General features: G+C 71.7%; 13 protein-coding genes and 1 tRNA gene. 11 read left to right on the forward strand and 3 right to left on the reverse strand.

All coding sequences use genetic code 11. The features are described 5' to 3' along the window. Nucleotides 1-99 precede the first annotated feature (99 nt). Nucleotides 100-1131 (reverse strand): 6-phosphofructokinase, encoded by a 1032-nt coding sequence (locus tag ACPYN7_RS01065; RefSeq protein WP_424346442.1) that lies wholly within the window; start codon nucleotides 1129-1131, stop codon nucleotides 100-102. Nucleotides 1132-1310: 179 nt separating this feature from the next. Between ACPYN7_RS01065 and ppk2 the strand changes: the two genes are divergently transcribed. Then, nucleotides 1311-2228, forward strand: a complete 918-nt coding sequence (gene ppk2 / locus ACPYN7_RS01070) for a polyphosphate kinase 2 (RefSeq protein WP_424346443.1) — start codon at nucleotides 1311-1313, stop codon at nucleotides 2226-2228. A 74-nt stretch (nucleotides 2229-2302) separates the two neighbouring features. Here the strand turns inward: ppk2 and ACPYN7_RS01075 are convergent, their stop codons facing one another. Together ACPYN7_RS01075 and ACPYN7_RS01080 are read right to left on the reverse strand one after the other, a co-directional pair. Further along, nucleotides 2303-2638 carry a hypothetical protein gene (locus ACPYN7_RS01075; RefSeq protein WP_424346444.1) on the reverse strand — a complete coding sequence of 112 codons (336 nt, stop codon included), beginning with the start codon at nucleotides 2636-2638 and terminating at the stop codon, nucleotides 2303-2305. Further along, complete coding sequence (locus ACPYN7_RS01080; protein WP_424346445.1) at nucleotides 2635-3840, reverse strand: pyridoxal phosphate-dependent aminotransferase; 1206 nt, start codon at nucleotides 3838-3840, stop codon at nucleotides 2635-2637. Before ACPYN7_RS01080 ends, ACPYN7_RS01075 begins: the two co-directional genes overlap by 4 nt. Before the next feature lie 283 nt (nucleotides 3841-4123). Here ACPYN7_RS01080 and ACPYN7_RS01085 point away from each other — a divergent pair. From ACPYN7_RS01085 to rpoB, 10 genes are all read left to right on the forward strand, one after another. Beyond that, nucleotides 4124-4196, forward strand: a tRNA-Trp gene (locus ACPYN7_RS01085). Between the two features lie 111 nt (nucleotides 4197-4307). Then, the gene (secE, locus tag ACPYN7_RS01090; RefSeq protein WP_058872506.1) at nucleotides 4308-4580 is read left to right on the forward strand and encodes a preprotein translocase subunit SecE; all 273 of its coding nucleotides are present in this window, start codon (nucleotides 4308-4310) and stop codon (nucleotides 4578-4580) included. Between the two features lie 83 nt (nucleotides 4581-4663). Next, entirely contained in the window at nucleotides 4664-5518 is an 855-nt protein-coding gene (gene nusG, locus ACPYN7_RS01095) for a transcription termination/antitermination protein NusG (protein WP_058872507.1), read from the forward strand. Nucleotides 5519-5666: 148 nt separating this feature from the next. Next, on the forward strand, nucleotides 5667-6098 hold the full coding sequence (gene rplK, locus ACPYN7_RS01100) for a 50S ribosomal protein L11 (RefSeq protein WP_058872508.1): 432 nt from the start codon (nucleotides 5667-5669) through the stop codon (nucleotides 6096-6098). Between the two features lie 88 nt (nucleotides 6099-6186). Further along, nucleotides 6187-6894: a 50S ribosomal protein L1 gene (gene rplA, locus ACPYN7_RS01105; RefSeq protein ID WP_058872509.1), complete on the forward strand. Its 708-nt coding sequence runs from the start codon at nucleotides 6187-6189 to the stop codon at nucleotides 6892-6894. A 144-nt stretch (nucleotides 6895-7038) separates the two neighbouring features. Beyond that, on the forward strand, nucleotides 7039-8190 hold the full coding sequence (locus ACPYN7_RS01110) for a GNAT family N-acetyltransferase (protein WP_424346446.1): 1152 nt from the start codon (nucleotides 7039-7041) through the stop codon (nucleotides 8188-8190). 319 nt (nucleotides 8191-8509) lie between these two features. Next, complete coding sequence (gene rplJ / locus ACPYN7_RS01115) at nucleotides 8510-9034, forward strand: 50S ribosomal protein L10 (protein ID WP_424346447.1); 525 nt, start codon at nucleotides 8510-8512, stop codon at nucleotides 9032-9034. Nucleotides 9035-9133: 99 nt separating this feature from the next. Continuing rightward, the gene (gene rplL / locus ACPYN7_RS01120) at nucleotides 9134-9517 is read left to right on the forward strand and encodes a 50S ribosomal protein L7/L12 (protein ID WP_058872512.1); all 384 of its coding nucleotides are present in this window, start codon (nucleotides 9134-9136) and stop codon (nucleotides 9515-9517) included. A gap of 238 nt (nucleotides 9518-9755) precedes the next feature. Beyond that, nucleotides 9756-12650: an aminomethyl-transferring glycine dehydrogenase gene (gene gcvP, locus ACPYN7_RS01125; RefSeq protein WP_058872513.1), complete on the forward strand. Its 2895-nt coding sequence runs from the start codon at nucleotides 9756-9758 to the stop codon at nucleotides 12648-12650. Between the two features lie 277 nt (nucleotides 12651-12927). Beyond that, nucleotides 12928-16437 carry a DNA-directed RNA polymerase subunit beta gene (rpoB, locus tag ACPYN7_RS01130; RefSeq protein ID WP_058872514.1) on the forward strand — a complete coding sequence of 1170 codons (3510 nt, stop codon included), beginning with the start codon at nucleotides 12928-12930 and terminating at the stop codon, nucleotides 16435-16437. Nucleotides 16438-16497: the final 60 nt, after the last annotated feature.

Raw genomic sequence — 16497 nt, forward strand, 5'->3', positions numbered from 1 at the left:
CCGGACGCCGGCGCCCCCGGGAACGCGGGCTCCGGGTCCGCGGTCCGGCGGGGCCGGCGGCCCCCGGGGGGGGCACGCCCCGGAGCCCGTCCGCGCGGCTCAGCGGCCGAAGAGGACCTTGGCCTCGTCCCAGCGGTGCTGGGGCACGGTCTTGAGCCCGGCCAGCGCCTCGCTGAAGGGCACCCGGACGAGGTCGGTGCCGCGGATGGCGACCATCTGCCCCCAGCCCCTCTCGTGCACCAGGTCCACCGCGGCCAGCCCGAAGCGGGTGGCCAGCACCCGGTCGAAACCCGTGGGGGCCCCGCCGCGCTGGATGTGGCCCAGGATGGTGTTGCGGGTCTCGATCCCGGTGGCCGCCTCGATCTGCTCGGTGACGTACTCCCCGACCCCGCCCAGGCGGGGCCGCCCGGAGTCCTCCACCCCCTTGCCGGCCAGCACGTCCCCGTGGCCCTCGGGGATGAAGCCCTCGGCGACCACCACCAGGGGGGAGCGGCCGCGGTCGTGGACCTCGGTGACCCAGGTGCAGACCTGGTCCATGGAGACCTGCTGCTCCGGGATCAGCACCGCGTGCGCCCCGGCGGACATCCCCGAGTGCAGGGCGATCCAGCCGACGTGGCGGCCCATGACCTCGGCGACCATGCACCGGTGGTGGGACTCCCCGGTGGTGCGCAGCCGGTCCATGGCGTCGGTGGCGATCTGCACCGCGGTGTCGAAGCCGAAGGTGTAGTCGGTGGCCTGCAGGTCGTTGTCGATGGTCTTGGGGACCCCGATCACGGGCAGTCCGGCCTCGGCCAGCCGCGCGGCCCCGGCCAGGGTGCCCTCGCCGCCGATCGCCACGATCGCGTCGATGTGGTGGCGCTCGAGCATCACGCCGATGTTCTCGGGCCCTCCGCCGGGGCCGGAGTAGGGGTTGGTGCGGGAGGTGCCCAGGATCGTGCCGCCCTCGCGGGCCAGGCCGCGGACGCGGGTGCGCGGCAGATCCATGATGTCGCCCTCGAGCACCCCGCGCCAGCCGTCGCGGAAGCCCACGAACTCGTGCCCGTAGGTCTTGATCCCGTGCAGCACGGCGCCGCGGATCACCGCGTTGAGTCCGGGGCAGTCCCCGCCGCTGGTCAGCAGTCCGATCTTCATCCGTACAGTCTCCTCCGGGTGGGCGGGGCGTGCGTGGCGGCCGGACGTGCACCGGCACGCCCAGTCTAGTGAGTACGGCCCCCGGCGGCAGGGCCCGGCCCGGACGTGTTGGCCCCGGCGCCCCTCCGCGTCCCCGGCCTAGACTGCCGGGGAGGGCCCCGCCGGGCCCGCGAGGAGGGATGGCGTTGAGCGCGGACAGAGAACCGGCCCGGGAGAACCTGCGGGAGTTCATCGACAAGCTGGTCGACCAGGGGTACACGGTGCGGGACGGGCAGTCCCCGGACCCGGACCTGATCGATCCGGGGGGCTCGGCGGTGGAGACCTGGCGGGAGGACTACCCGTACGCGGAGCGGATGAGCCGGGAGGAGTACGAGCTCGAGAAGTACCGGCTGCAGATCGAGCTGCTGAAGTTCCAGTACTGGGGCCAGGACCACGACCTCCAGCACGTCATCGTGTTCGAGGGCCGCGACGCCGCCGGCAAGGGCGGGACGATCAAGCGCTTCACCGAGCACCTGAACCCGCGCGCGGCCCGCGTCGTCGCCCTCACCAAGCCCTCGGACCGGGAGCGGGGGCAGTGGTACTTCCAGCGCTACATCCAGCACCTGCCCACCGCCGGGGAGATCGTGATGTTCGACCGCTCCTGGTACAACCGCGCCAACGTCGAGCGCGTCATGGGCTTCTGCACGGACCGGCAGTACGAGCAGTTCATGGCGCAGGCGCCCGTCTTCGAGAAGATGCTCGTGGACTCGGGCATCCACCTGACGAAGTTCTGGTTCTCCGTCACCCAGCACGAGCAGCGCACCCGGTTCGCGATCCGCCAGATCGACCCCGTGCGGCGCTGGAAGCTCTCGCCCATGGACCTCGCCTCCCTCGACCGCTGGGAGGACTACACGGACGCCAAGGAGGAGATGTTCCTGCGCACCGACACCGACCACGCCCCGTGGATCACGGTGAAGTCCAACGACAAGAAGCGGGCCCGGCTCAACGCGATGCGCTTCTTCCTGGACCAGTTCGACTACGAGGACAAGGACCCGGACGTGGTCTATCCCCCCGATCCGCTGATCGTCCGGCGCGGCCTGGAGGCCGTCGGCGACTGAGGCGCGGACCGTGCGCGACGGCGCCGCCCGTCCCTGCCAGGGGCGGGCGGCGCCGTCGGCGGGGCGGTCCCGGCTCAGCGGTCGGGACGGTCCACCAGGACGGCGTTGGCGGCGGCGTTGACGGCGGTCACGGCGAGGACGGAGGGCCAGGCCCCGATCCGCCTGGCCAGCGGGTGGGAGAGCCCGAAGCCGAGGACGTAGAGCCCGCCGAGCGCGGCCGTGGTCCCCGGCCCCCCGCGGTGCCACCACGAGTGGGCGGCCGCGGCGCCGGCGGCGGCCAGCACCGCACCGCCCAGGGGGCGCACACCGGTCGCCCGGGCGGTGGCGTACCCGCCGATCAGACCCGCGCTCACGAGGGCCGCCGCCGGCACGGACTCCGCCGCGGCCACGGCGCGGTCGAGGGCGCTCACGCGGCGCCCCCCAGGTACTCCTGGAGCCGGCGCAGGCCCTCGGCGAGGTCGTCGTCGCCCAGGGCGTAGGACAGGCGCAGGAAGCCGGAGGGGCCGAAGGCCTCGCCGGGGACCACGGCGACCTCCGCCTCCTCCAGGATCAGCTCCGCGAGCTCGGCGGAGGTCTGCGGCGTCGCGTCGCCGAACCGCCGGCCGAGCAGGCCGCGCACGTCCGCGTAGGCGTAGAACGCGCCGGTCGGGGTGGGGCACTCCACGCCGTCGATGGCGTTGAGCGCCTCGACCATGACCTTGCGGCGGCGGTCGAAGGCCTCCCGCATCCGGTGGGCCTCGTCGAGCGGGCCGGACACCGCCGCGAGCGCGGCCCGCTGGGCCACGTTGTTGACGTTGGACGTCAGGTGGGACTGCAGGTTCGTGGCCGCCTTGATGACGTCGGGGGCCCCGATCATCCAGCCCACCCGCCAACCGGTCATCGCGTACGTCTTGGCCACGCCGTTGAGGACCACCACGTTCTCGCCCAGCTCCGGCACGGCGGCGGCGATCGAGGTGAACGGCACGCCGTCGTAGGTGAGGTGCTGGTAGATCTCGTCGGTCAGCACGAAGATCCCCTTCTCCGCCGCCCAGCGGCCCACGGCCGCGGTCTCCTCGGGGGAGTACACGGCGCCGGTGGGGTTCGACGGCGAGCAGAACAGCAGCGCCTTGGTGCGCTCGGTCCACGCGGCCTCGAGCAGCTCGGGGGTGACCTTGTAGCCGAGCTCCGGCCCGGCGAAGACCTCCACCGGGTTGCCGCCGGCGAGCTTGATGGCCTCGGGGTAGGTCGTCCAGTACGGGGCCGGCAGCAGGACGTCGTCGCCCTCGTCCACGACCGTGGCGAAGGCCTCGAAGACGGCCTGCTTGCCGCCGTTGGTGACGAGGACCTGGGAGGGCTCCACCGTGTACCCGCAGCCCCGGGCGGTCTGCTCGGCGACCGCCTTCCGCAGCTCGGGCAGGCCCGCGGCCGGCGTGTACCGGAAGTTCGCCGGGTCCTGCAGGGCGGCCGCGGCGGCGTCCACGATGTACTGGGGCGTGGGGAAGTCGGGCTCTCCGGCGCCGAAGCCGATCACGGGGCGGCCGGCGGCCTTGAGCGCCTTCGCCTTGGCGTCCACGGCGAGCGTCGCGGACTCTGCGATGGCGCCGACGCGCCGGGAGATGCGGGACGTGGTCATGACCGGGGGCCTCCTGGAGGGGAACGGACGGTTTCCGCCGGGTGCGGCGGCGGCGGTGCGGACGCCCCCATGCTACTCGGGGGTCCGGCGGGCGGATCCGGCGCGCGGGCGGCCCGTCCCGCCCGGATTGCACCCCGCCGCCCGGGTCGCCTAGGATGGTCCACTGATGTCATCGACGCCTGCTCCGCCGCGCCGTCGCGGCGGGGCCGGATGGTAGAGTCGGTGACCGGGTCCGAGCGATCGAGGCCGGTGTTCCGACGCCGGGCGAGTTCGCGAGGCACGTAGGGCAGTGGCGCAATTGGTAGCGCAGCGGTCTCCAAAACCGCAGGTTGCAGGTTCGAGTCCTGTCTGCCCTGCTCCAGTCCGGGGCGGTTCCCGGCACCCCGGACCGGGGTGCCGGGAGCGGCCGCGGCGACGGCGGGCCGGCAGCACCGCGCGGCACGCACGAGTCCACACAGGGAGAGCCGATGTCGCAGACCACCGCCGGCCGGGCGTCGGGACAGCCCCCGGAGCAGGGGGCCGAGAGCCCCCGCGGTGTCTTCGGGCGCCTGTTCCTGTTCCTGCGCCAGGTCGTGGGTGAGCTCCGGAAGGTCGTCACCCCCACCCGGCACGAACTGGTCAACTACGTCCTGGTCGTCCTCGTGTTCGTCGCGTTCATGATGGTGCTCATCTCGGTCCTGGACCTCGGGTTCGGGCAGGCCGCCCTGTGGATCTTCGGGGAGGGGGACGCCGCCGGCTGATCCGGGCGGCGCACGGACCGGCACGGCCGGCCACCGTGACCCAGCAGAGCACGACATCCACGAAAGAACGTGAGGGAGATCCAGTGACCGAGCACGAGCTCGAAAACGGCACCGAGGCACCGGCCGAGGTCGACCAGCAGGCTCCGGAGCTGCCGGAGGCCGAGACCTCCGTGCAGGAGGACGACTTCGCGGCCGCCCACGAGCCGGACGAGGCCCCGGCGGCCGCGGACGCGGCTCCCGCCGAGCCGGCCGGCCCCGAGGCCGACGGGCCCGCGGAGGACGAGGTCCCCGCCGAGGAGGCCCCGGCCGCCGAGGACGAGGCGCCCGCCGTGGACCCCGTCGAGGAGTTCAAGTCGAAGCTGCGCCGCCAGGAGGGTGACTGGTACGTCATCCACACCTACGCCGGCTACGAGAACCGCGTGAAGACGAACCTCGAGACCCGCATCCAGTCCCTCAACATGGAGGACGACATCTTCCAGATCGAGGTGCCGATGGAGGAGGTCGTCGAGATCAAGAACGCCCAGCGCAAGATCGTGCGCCGGGTGCGGATCCCCGGCTACGTCCTGGTGCGGATGAACCTCACCGACGCCTCCTGGGGCGCGGTCCGCCACACCCCGGGCGTCACCGGCTTCGTCGGACAGGACGCCTACAACCCCGTGCCGCTGCGCCTCGACGAGGTCTTCGAGATGCTCAACCCGGTCTTCGAGGCCCCGCAGGGCGCGGGCGGCGAGACGGCGGCCCAGCCCAGCGCGCAGCCGCAGGTCGACGTCGACTTCGAGGTCGGCGAGTCCGTCATCGTCAAGGAGGGCCCGTTCGAGACCCTCCCCGCCACGATCTCCGAGATCAAGGTGGAGTCCCAGCAGCTCGTCGTCCTCGTGTCGATCTTCGAGCGCGAGACCCCCGTGACCCTCGGCTTCAACCAGGTCTCCAAGATCTGAGCCCCGCGGGCCGCTCCGGCCCGCCCCAGTTCCCGGCCCCCGCGGCGCATGCTTCGCCGCCGGGACCGCCCGGCCGCCGCGCCACGGCGGCCACCCGCCGTCGTACGCTCCTGTGCGCCGGTACGTCCAGCAGAAGAAGGACCAGCACATGGCTCCCAAGAAGAAGAAGGTCTCCGGCCTCATCAAGCTGCAGATCCAGGCAGGCGCCGCCAACCCGGCGCCCCCCGTGGGCCCGGCCCTCGGTCAGCACGGCGTGAACATCATGGAGTTCTGCAAGGCCTACAACGCGGCCACGGAGTCCCAGCGCGGCAACATCGTGCCCGTGGAGATCACGGTCTACGAGGACCGCTCGTTCACCTTCATCACGAAGACCCCGCCCGCCGCGCAGCTGATCAAGAAGGCCGCCGGCATCACCAAGGGCTCCGGCGTCCCGCACACCCAGAAGGTCGGCAAGCTCAGCATGGACCAGGTGCGCGAGATCGCCGAGACCAAGAAGGAAGACCTCAACGCCAACGACGTCGACGCCGCCGCGAAGATCATCGCCGGCACCGCCCGCTCCATGGGCATCGAGGTCGAGTGATCAGCCTCGGCTGACACCACCCACCGATATTGACGTGGCAGGGCCGAGCGCGGCCCGCAGACCACAACTGCACAAGGAGAAGAAGCAGATGGCAAAGCGCAGCAAGGCATACCAGGCGGCCGCCGCCAAGATCGACGAGGGCGCGCTGTACGCCCCGGCCGAGGCCGTGGCCCTGGCCAAGGAGCTCGACACCGCGAAGACCGACTCCACCGTGGAGGTCGTCCTCCGCCTGGGCGTCGACCCCCGCAAGGCCGACCAGATGGTCCGCGGCACCGTGAACCTGCCCAACGGCACCGGCAAGACCGCCCGCGTCGTCGTCTTCGCGACCGGCGACAAGGCCGCCGCCGCCGAGGAGGCCGGGGCGGACCACGTCGGCTCCGACGACCTGATCGCCCGCATCCAGGGCGGCTGGACCGACTTCGACGCCGCCGTGGCGACCCCGGACATGATGGGCAAGGTCGGCCGCCTGGGCAAGGTCCTCGGTCCCCGCAACCTGATGCCGAACCCCAAGACCGGCACCGTCACCATGGACGTGACCAAGGCCGTCAACGACATCAAGGGCGGCAAGATCGACTTCCGCGTCGACAAGCACTCGAACCTGCACTTCATCGTGGGCAAGACGTCCTTCGACGTGCAGAAGCTCGCGGAGAACTACGGCGCCGCCCTCGAGGAGATCCTGCGCCTGAAGCCCTCCGCGTCGAAGGGCCGCTACATCACGAAGGCGACCGTCTCGACCACGTTCGGCCCGGGCATCCCGGTCGACCCGAACGTCACCGAGGTCGTCGTCGGCGCCTGACGCCGTGCACCGGAGCCCGCGGGGCTCCGACGGGTGGGGGCCCGGCCGATGCGGCCGGGCCCCTTGCCGTCCGACGGGAGCAGTCCTCCCACGACCCAGCAGCCGGCGGTAGCCCGTCGGCGCCCACGGAACGGAGATCCCCACGTGAGCGAGCACCCCCCAGTGCGCATCGAGCTGATGCGCATCCCCGACGAGTTCGACGACGCCGCCCAGCAGCTGCTGGGGCGCGTCGCGGAGCTCGTGCGCCGGTCCCGGCAGCACGTGTGGGGGATCTCGGACCTCACCGGCGACGCCCAGGAGCTCTACCGGGACCTGCACGACCCCTTCGAGCGCGTCGTCGTCCTGCTCGCGTGGACCCAGGACCGGCTCACGGGGCGCGCCGAGGTCCGGATGCCCCTGGTCGCGCTCACCGACTCCGCCCACATCACCGTCGACGTGGACCCCGACGTCACCTCCCAGGGCACCGGCACCGAGCTGCTGGCCGCCGCCGAGCAGCTCGCCGTGGGAGAGTCCCGGCGGCACCTGCGGATCCAGACCGAGCACCCCGGGCCGCAGGAGATCCAGGGCGACGGCAGCGTCACCGGGGTCTTCCCCCTGATCACGCCGGGCATGGTCGAGTGGGTGGACGCCGCGGACGGCTCGGGCCGGCTGCCCGTGTCCAACCGGCAGACCCGCTTCGCCCTCAGCGCCGGCTACCGGCTCGAGTCGGTGAGCGACTTCGGGGTGCTGGACGTCCCGCTGCCGCCCCGGAGGGTCGAGGCCCTGCTGCGGGAGGTCGCCGCCTCGCCGGCGCCGGAGCCCTACCGGATCCACGTCTGGAGCGGGCCCGCCCCCGAGGAACGGCTCGACGAGCTCGCCGCCCTGCACTCGCGGATGGCCGCCGACTCCTTCCTGGCCCCCGTGGTCCCCGCCGACCCCGAGCCCTGGGACGCCGAGCGCGTGCGGCGCACCGAGCAGCTGCGCGCCGAGGCGGGCAACCGGTCCCTCGTGGCGGTGGCCGAGCACGAGCCCAGCGGGCGGCTCGTCGGGATGACCGAGATCGTCCTGGCGGGGGAGGCCCCGCCCATCGGCATGCAGGACGAGACCGTGGTCCTGCGCGAGCACCGCCGCCGGTGGCTCGCCACCCGGCTGAAGCTGGCGAACCTGCAGCAGCTCGAGCGGCTGGCGCCGAGCGTGCGCACGGTCTACTCCTGGAGCCACAGCGGCGACGACCGGATGAGCCGGGTCAACGGGCGACTGGGCTTCCGGGTGGCCGGGCGCAGCGGCGTGTGGGCCCGGGACTTCCCCGCGGCCTGAGCGACCGCGCGGGACCGGCGGCCGGACCGACGAACGGGCCGGCCCCGATTTGGCCGCGGCGGCTCCCTCGGGTAGCGTGGGACCCACCAAAGACCGCCGGTCGTGGTCCCCCCTGCCCGTGCACCCCGTTTCGGAGCGCGCATCACGGGAGGACCGCCGTAAGAGTTCCGCCAGGAACCGCCAGCGCAGGTGAACCAGCACAGCGAGCACGTCCCGTCCTGCACGGGGCGCGACGCCGAGCCCCGGGCATCTGCGCGGGGCTTTTTCTGTGCCCGGGCCCTTCCGGCAGCGACCGGCATCGAAGACCGGAAGGAGTACCATGGCGAACCCGGAAAAGGCAGCCGCGGTCGCCGAGTTGAAGGAGATGTTCTCCAGCTCGGACGCCGCTGTCCTGACTGAGTACCGCGGCCTCACCGTGGCCCAGCTCAAGGAGCTGCGCCGCTCGCTCGGTGAGAACGCCGAATACGCCGTGGTGAAGAACACGCTGACCGCGATCGCGGCCAAGGAGCTGGGCATCGACGCGTTCGACGGCCAGCTCGCCGGCCCGAGCGCGATCGCCTTCATCTCGGGGGACCCCGTCGAGGCCGCCAAGAGCCTGCGTGACTTCGCCAAGGCGAACCCGCAGCTCGTCGTCAAGGGCGGTTACCTCGAGGGCAAGGCCCTGAACGACGCGGAGATCAAGCAGCTCGCGGACCTCGAGTCCCGCGAGGTGCTGCTGGCCAAGGTGGCCGGTGCCGCCCAGGCGTCCCTGTCCCAGGCCGCGGCGCTGTTCCAGGCCCCGCTGTCGAAGACGGTCCGCACGGCCGAGGCGCTGCGCGCCAAGGTCGAGGAGCAGGACGCCTGACCAGCATCCCCGCCGCGAGGCACATTCTCACCACGGAACCAGACCGTCCCGCGCCGACGAAACCCGGCCGGGGCACACCATCGAAAAGGAGCCACAACCATGGCCAAGCTCACCACCGCTGAACTGATCGACGCGTTCAAGGAGCTCTCCCTCATCGAGCTCTCCGAGTTCGTGAAGGCCTTCGAGGAGACCTTCGACGTCACCGCCGCCGCCCCCGTGGCCGTCGCCGGTGCCGCCGCTCCGGCCGCCGCCGCCGAGGAGGCCGAGGAGCAGACCGAGTTCGACGTCGTCCTCGAGGCCGCCGGCGAGAAGAAGATCCAGGTCATCAAGGAGGTCCGCGCGCTGACCTCCCTCGGCCTCAAGGAGGCCAAGGACCTCGTGGACTCGGCCCCCAAGGCCGTCCTCGAGGGCGCCAACAAGGAGGCTGCGGACAAGGCCAAGGAGGCCCTCGAGGGCGCCGGCGCCACCGTCACCCTCAAGTAGGACCCAGCAGCACCCCGGACGCGTTCCCTCGGCGAACGCTCCAGCGAGGCCCCGGACGCACGGCGTCCGGGGCCTCGTGCCGTGCCCGGCCGTTCTGTGGGAGACTGGGCGCACAACCACATCGGCCGCCCGTGCGCCGCAGTGCCGACCGCCGCCGAGCGCGGCCCGGCCGGCGGAGCGCGCGGGTGGGGGCCTCGGAGGGGAGACCGGACGGGCCCCGACCCACGAGGAGCTGACCTTGTCCTTCCTGCCACGCCACCTCGGACCGGACGCCGCCGAGACCCGGAGCATGCTCGAGGTCGTCGGCGCCGCCGATCTCGACGAGCTCGTCGCCCGCGCCGTGCCCGCAGGCATCACCTCTGACCAGCCCCTGGAGCTTCCCGCCCCGCTGTCGGAGCACGAGGCGCTCACGGCCCTGCGCCGGGTCGCCGCGAAGAACCGCGTGATGACCCAGATGATCGGGCAGGGCTACGCGGACACCGTGACCCCGCCCGCGCTGCGCCGCAACATCCTCGAGAACCCGGCCTGGTACACCTCCTACACCCCGTACCAGGCCGAGATCTCCCAGGGACGCCTGGAGGCGCTGCTGACGTTCCAGAACGCCGTCATGGACCTCACCGGTCTCGACCTGGCGAACGCCTCCCTGCTGGACGAGGCCACCGCGGTGGCCGAGGCCGTGCTCATGATGCACCGGTCCAACCGCAGGGCCACGAGCCGGCGCGTCGTCGTGGACGCCAGGACGCTTCCCCAGACCCTCGCCGTGCTGCGCGGGCGCTGCCGGGCCGTGGGCATCGAACTGGTCGTCACCGACCTCGCCGAGGGGCTGCCCGACGGCGACCTCTTCGGCGTGGTCCTGAGCCAGGTGGGCGTCGACGGGGAGGTCGTCCCCCTCGCCGAGACCGCCGAGGCGGCGCACGCGCGGGGTGCGCTCGTGGCCGTGGCCACCGACCTGCTGGCCCTGACCCTGCTGCGCTCCCCGGGGGAGCAGGGGGCCGACATCGCCGTGGGCTCCGCCCAGCGCTTCGGGGTGCCGCTGTTCTTCGGCGGGCCCCACGCCGCGTTCATGGCCTGCCGCAAGGGCCTCGAGCGGAACCTGCCGGGCCGCCTGGTGGGCGTCTCGACCGACTCCTCCGGCCGGCCCGCCTACCGGCTGGCCCTGCAGACCCGCGAGCAGCACATCCGCCGGGAGAAGGCCACCTCGAACATCTGCACCGCCCAGGCCCTCCTGGCCATCGTGGCCGGCGCCTATGCGGCCTACCACGGCCCGGACGGGCTGCGCGCCATCGCCGAGCGCCTGCACGGACTGGCCGCCCGCCTCGCCGCCGGGCTCGCCGCCGGCGGCGTCCGCGTGGTCCACGACCGGTTCTTCGACACCGTGCTGGCCGAGGTCCCCGGCCGCGCCGACGCCGTGGTGGCGGCCGCCGCGGAGCGCGGGATCAACGTGCGCCGGGCCGACGCGGACCACGTGTCCGTGTCGGTCGGGGAGCCCCACGACGAGCAGGACGTCGACGCCGTGCTCGCCGCGTTCGGCGCCGCGGCCACGGACGACGGCGGCGAGGGGGACGCCTGGGAGCTCCCGGCCGAGCTGCTGCGCACCGACTCCTACCTCACGCACCCGGTGTTCACCCTGCATCGCTCCGAGACCGCGATGATGCGCTGGCTGCGCGCCCTCGCGGACAAGGACCTGGCCCTCGACCGGACCATGATCCCGCTGGGCTCCTGCACCATGAAGCTCAACGCCGCCGCCGAGATGGAGCCCATCAGCTGGCCCGAGCTCGCCTCCATCCACCCGCTGGCCCCCGAGGACCAGACCGTCGGCTGGCGCGAGCTCATCACCCAGCTCGAGGCCTGGCTCACGGAGATCACCGGCTACGCCGCGGTCTCCGTCCAGCCCAACGCGGGGTCCCAGGGCGAGCTCGCCGGGCTGCTCGCGATCCGCCGCTACCACCTCTCCCGGGGCGACCGGCAGCGCAAGACGATCCTCATCCCGTCCTCGGCCCACGGCACCAACGCCGCCTCCGCGGTGCTCGCCGACCTCAAGGTCGTGGTCGTGGCCACCGCCGGGGACGGCTCCGTGGACATGGAGGACCTCGCCGCGAAGATCGCGACCGTGGGGGACGAGCTCGCGGGCATCATGATCACCTACCCCTCGACGCACGGAGTGTTCGAGGAGCAGATCACCGACGTGTGCGCCGCCGTGCACGACGCAGGCGGCCAGGTCTACGTGGACGGCGCCAACCTCAACGCCCTCATGGGCCTCGCCCGGCCGGGCCGCTTCGGCGGGGACGTCTCCCACCTGAACCTGCACAAGACCTTCTGCATCCCGCACGGCGGCGGGGGACCCGGCGTGGGGCCCGTGGGCGTCGCGGAGCACCTCGTGCCGTTCCTGCCCGGCGACCCCGGGGATCCCGGCGCCGTGGACGGCGAGGAGTGGACGTTCCCCGTGTCCCAGGCCCGCTACGGCTCGGCCGGGGTGCTGCCGATCACCTGGATGTACATCGCCATGACGGGCGCGGAGGGGCTCACCGCGTCCTCGCGCACCGCGATCCTCAGCGCGAACTACGTCTCCACCCGGCTCGCCGACGTCTTCCCGACCCTCTACACCGGCCCCGGCGGGTTCGTGGCGCACGAGTGCATCCTCGACCTCCGCGCGCTCACGAAGGCCTCCGGGGTGACCGCGGAGGACGTGTGCAAGCGGCTCGTCGACTACGGCTTCCACGCGCCCACCCTCGCGTTCCCCGTGGCCGGCACGCTCATGGTGGAGCCCACGGAGTCCGAGAACCTCGCGGAGCTGGACCGGTTCGTGGCCGCGATGCGCGCGATCCACGCGGAGATGACCGCCGTGGCGGAGGGCGAGGTCGCGCTCGAGGACTCCGTCCTGCGCCACGCCCCGCACACCGCGGAGGTGCTCACGGCCGACGAATGGGACCGGGCCTACCCCCGCTCCCGGGCCGCCTACCCGCTGCCCGAGCTGCGCCTGGCCAAGTACTGGCCGCCCGTGGGCCGGGTGGAGAACGCCGCCGGGGACCGCAACCTCGTCTGCAGCTGCCCGCCCATCGAGGCGTTCGCCGCCGAGAGCCAGGCGACCGCCGAGGAGGCCGTCGAGTCCGGAGCCGTGGAGGCCGCCCGGTGAGCCCGGGTGCGCCGGGCCCCGGGGGCCGCTGAGACCCGGAGCACGAAATCTCTCATCCTACGAGCGGTGGGCGCCGGCGTCCACCGCTCGTGTGGACAGAGCCGCGATCGGGGCCTATGCTGGATCTTTGCGTTGTCCCTCATTCTGCGTGCCTTCATATAGCGGTGGGCGCCCCCGGGGAGCGAACCAGCATCGTCAGCCCGCTGGCCCTCGCACACCCGTATCCCCGAGCCGGGAACTGCGCGATTCAACTGCAGGTCTGTGGAAGGAATCCATCTTGGTCGCCTCGAGCACCGATTCGAACGTAACCGCTAACCGACCGGCCGACGGGGACGTCCCGCGCCGCATCTCCTTCGCCAAGATCCATGAACCGCTGGACGTGCCGAACCTGCTGGCCCTCCAGACGGACAGCTTCGACCGTCTCGTGGGCAACGAGCGGTGGCAGGCCCGCGTCCAGCAGGCCATCGAGACCGGGGAGCAGGGCATCGCCCGCACCTCCGGCCTGTCCGACATCTTCGAGGAGATCTCCCCGATCGAGGACTTCCAGGGCACCATGTCCCTGTCCTTCTCGGAGCCGGAGTTCTACGACCCGAAGTACACCATGGACGAGTGCAAGGACCGGGACGCCACCTACTCGGCGCCCCTGTACGTCAAGGCCGAGTTCATGAACAACAACACGGGCGAGATCAAGCAGCAGACCGTGTTCATGGGCGACTTCCCGCTGATGACCGAGAAGGGCACCTTCGTCATCAACGGCACCGAGCGTGTCGTCGTCTCCCAGCTCGTCCGCTCGCCGGGCGCGTACTTCGAGCGCGGCCAGGACCGCACCTCGGACAAGGACATCTACTCCGCGAAGATCATCCCGTCCCGCGGCGCCTGGTTCGAGCTCGAGATCGACAAGCGCGACCAGGTGGGCGTGCGCCTGGACCGCAAGCGCAAGCAGTCGGTGACCGTGCTGCTCAAGGCCCTCGGCTGGAGCGAGTCCCGCATCCTCGAGGAGTTCGGGGAGTTCGACTCCATCCGGGCGACCCTCGAGAAGGACACCGTCGAGTCCCGCGAGGACGCGCTGCTGGACATCTACCGCAAGCTGCGCCCGGGGGAGCCGCCCACGGTCGACGCCGCCCAGGCGCTGCTGGACAACATGTACTTCAACTCCAAGCGCTACGACCTCGCCAAGGTGGGCCGGTACAAGATCAACCGGAAGCTGGGCCTCGACAAGGCGTTCGAGGACGAGGACGCCTCGGTGCTCTCGGTCGACGACATCGTCGCGATGATCCGCTACCTCGTGACCCTGCACGCCGGCGGCGGCACCATGAAGGGCGTGCGGGACGGCGAGCCCCGCGAGGTCGTCGTGGACGTCGACGACATCGACCACTTCGGCAACCGCCGCATCCGCGCGGTCGGCGAGCTGATCGAGAACCAGATCCGCACCGGCCTGTCCCGGATGGAGCGCGTGGTGCGCGAGCGCATGACCACCCAGGACGTCGAGGCGATCACCCCGCAGACCCTGATCAACATCCGCCCGGTCGTGGCGGCGATCAAGGAGTTCTTCGGCACCTCGCAGCTGTCGCAGTTCATGGACCAGAACAACCCGCTCGCGGGCCTGACCCACAAGCGCCGCCTGTCCGCGCTCGGCCCGGGCGGTCTCTCCCGCGACCGCGCCGGCATGGAGGTCCGTGACGTCCACCCGTCGCACTACGGCCGCATGTGCCCCATCGAGACCCCTGAGGGCTCCAACATCGGCCTCATCGGCTCGCTGGCGACCTACGGGCGGATCAACCCGTTCGGCTTCATCGAGACGCCCTACCGCAAGGTCGTCGACGGCCTGGTGACCGACGACGTCGAGTACCTCACCGCCGACGACGAGCGCGGCGTCACGATCGCCCAGGCCAACGCCCCGCTGGGCCTGGACAACCGGTTCGCCGAGGACGCCGTGCTCGCGCGCGCCGCCGACGGCTCCGGCGAGGCCGTGCTGGTCGACCCGACCGCCGTGCAGTACATGGACGTCTCCCCGCGCCAGATGGTATCCGTGGCGACCGCCCTCATCCCGTACCTCGAGCACGACGACGCCAACCGCGCGCTCATGGGCGCCAACATGCAGCGCCAGGCCGTGCCGCTGCTCGAGTCCGAGGCCCCGCTCGTGGGCACCGGCATGGAGCGCTACGCGGCCCTGGACGCCGGCGACTCCGTGCTGGCGCGCAAGGCCGGCGTGGTCGAGGAGGTCTCGGCGAACCTCGTGCGCGTGCTCAACGACGACGGGACGACCACGGTCTACCCGATCAACAAGTTCACGCGCTCGAACCCGGGCAACACCTACAACCAGCGCGTCATCGTCTCCGAGGGCGAGCGGGTCGAGGAGCGCTCGGTCATCGCCGACGGTCCCTCCACGGACCAGGGCGAGCTGGCCCTGGGCAAGAACCTGCTGGTGGCCTACATGTCCTGGGAGGGCCTCAACTACGAGGACGCGATCATCCTCTCCCAGCGCATGGTCTCGGAGGACGTGCTCACCTCGATCCACATCGAGGAGCACGAGATCGACGCCCGCGACACGAAGCTGGGCGCCGAGGAGATCACCCGGGACATCCCGAACGTGTCCGAGGAGGTGCTGTCCGCCCTCGACGAGCGCGGCATCATCCACATCGGCGCGGAGGTCCAGGCCGGCGACATCCTGGTGGGCAAGGTCACCCCGAAGGGCGAGACCGAGCTGACCCCCGAGGAGCGCCTGCTGCGGGCCATCTTCGGCGAGAAGTCCCGCGAGGTGCGCGACACGTCCCTGAAGGTGCCCCACGGCGAGTCCGGCACCGTCATCGGCGTGCGCGTCTTCGACCGCGACGACGAGGACGACGACCTGCCCGCGGGCGTCAACCAGGTGGTCCGGGTGTACGTGGCGCAGAAGCGCAAGATCACGGACGGCGACAAGCTCGCCGGCCGCCACGGCAACAAGGGCGTCATCTCGAAGATCCTGCCGCTGGAGGACATGCCGTTCCTCGAGGACGGGACCCCCGTGGACATCATCCTCAACCCGCTGGGCGTGCCCGGCCGCATGAACCTCGGGCAGGTCCTCGAGGTGCACACCGGCTGGCTCGCCAAGCAGGGCTGGAACATCGAGGGCGAGCCCGAGTGGCTCGACCGGCTGCCGAACTTCCCGAAGCAGTCCGGGCCCACGAACGTGGCCACCCCGGTGTTCGACGGCGCGCGGGAGGAGGAGATCTTCGACCTCCTCGACCACACCAACCCGACGCGGGACGGCGCGCGGCTGATCGACCGGTCCGGCAAGGCCCGCCTGTTCGACGGCCGCTCCGGCGAGCCGTTCCCGGACCCGGTGTCGGTGGGCTACCAGTACATCCTGAAGCTGCACCACCTCGTGGACGACAAGATCCACGCGCGCTCGACCGGCCCGTACTCCATGATCACCCAGCAGCCGCTGGGCGGTAAGGCGCAGTTCGGCGGCCAGCGCTTCGGCGAGATGGAGGTCTGGGCGCTCGAGGCGTACGGCGCCGCCTACACGCTGCAGGAGCTGCTGACGGTCAAGTCCGACGACGTGCACGGGCGCGTGAAGGTCTACGAGGCCATCGTGAAGGGCGAGAACATCCCGGAGCCGGGTGTCCCCGAGTCCTTCAAGGTCCTCATCAAGGAGATGCAGTCGCTGTGCCTGAACGTCGAGGTGCTCTCGGCCGACGGCAACACCATCGAGATGCGCGATTCGGATGACGAGGTCTTCCGGGCGGCCGAGGAACTGGGCATCGATCTCTCGCACTCCGAGCCCAGCTCGGTCGAAGAGGTCTGATCCCCCTCGGTCCACCCCGACGAGACGTCAACTTTTCCAGAGAAAGAGATAAAGGACCCT

The organism is Kocuria sp. CH-021 (genome assembly GCF_049716185.1).
GTDB classification, from domain to species: domain Bacteria; phylum Actinomycetota; class Actinomycetes; order Actinomycetales; family Micrococcaceae; genus Kocuria; species Kocuria cellulosilytica.

Excerpts from the sequence above, each read along its gene's own strand:
- ACPYN7_RS01065 (WP_424346442.1), bottom strand. The coding sequence starts at position 1,131 with ATGAAGATCGGACTGCTGACCAGCGGCGGGGACTGCCCCGGACTCAAC.
- ppk2 (WP_424346443.1), top strand. The coding sequence starts at position 1,311 with ATGGCGTTGAGCGCGGACAGAGAACCGGCCCGGGAGAACCTGCGGGAG.
- ACPYN7_RS01080 (WP_424346445.1), bottom strand. The coding sequence starts at position 3,840 with ATGACCACGTCCCGCATCTCCCGGCGCGTCGGCGCCATCGCAGAGTCC.
- secE (WP_058872506.1), top strand. The coding sequence starts at position 4,308 with ATGTCGCAGACCACCGCCGGCCGGGCGTCGGGACAGCCCCCGGAGCAG.
- rplK (WP_058872508.1), top strand. The coding sequence starts at position 5,667 with ATGGCTCCCAAGAAGAAGAAGGTCTCCGGCCTCATCAAGCTGCAGATC.
- rplA (WP_058872509.1), top strand. The coding sequence starts at position 6,187 with ATGGCAAAGCGCAGCAAGGCATACCAGGCGGCCGCCGCCAAGATCGAC.
- rplJ (WP_424346447.1), top strand. The coding sequence starts at position 8,510 with ATGGCGAACCCGGAAAAGGCAGCCGCGGTCGCCGAGTTGAAGGAGATG.
- rplL (WP_058872512.1), top strand. The coding sequence starts at position 9,134 with ATGGCCAAGCTCACCACCGCTGAACTGATCGACGCGTTCAAGGAGCTC.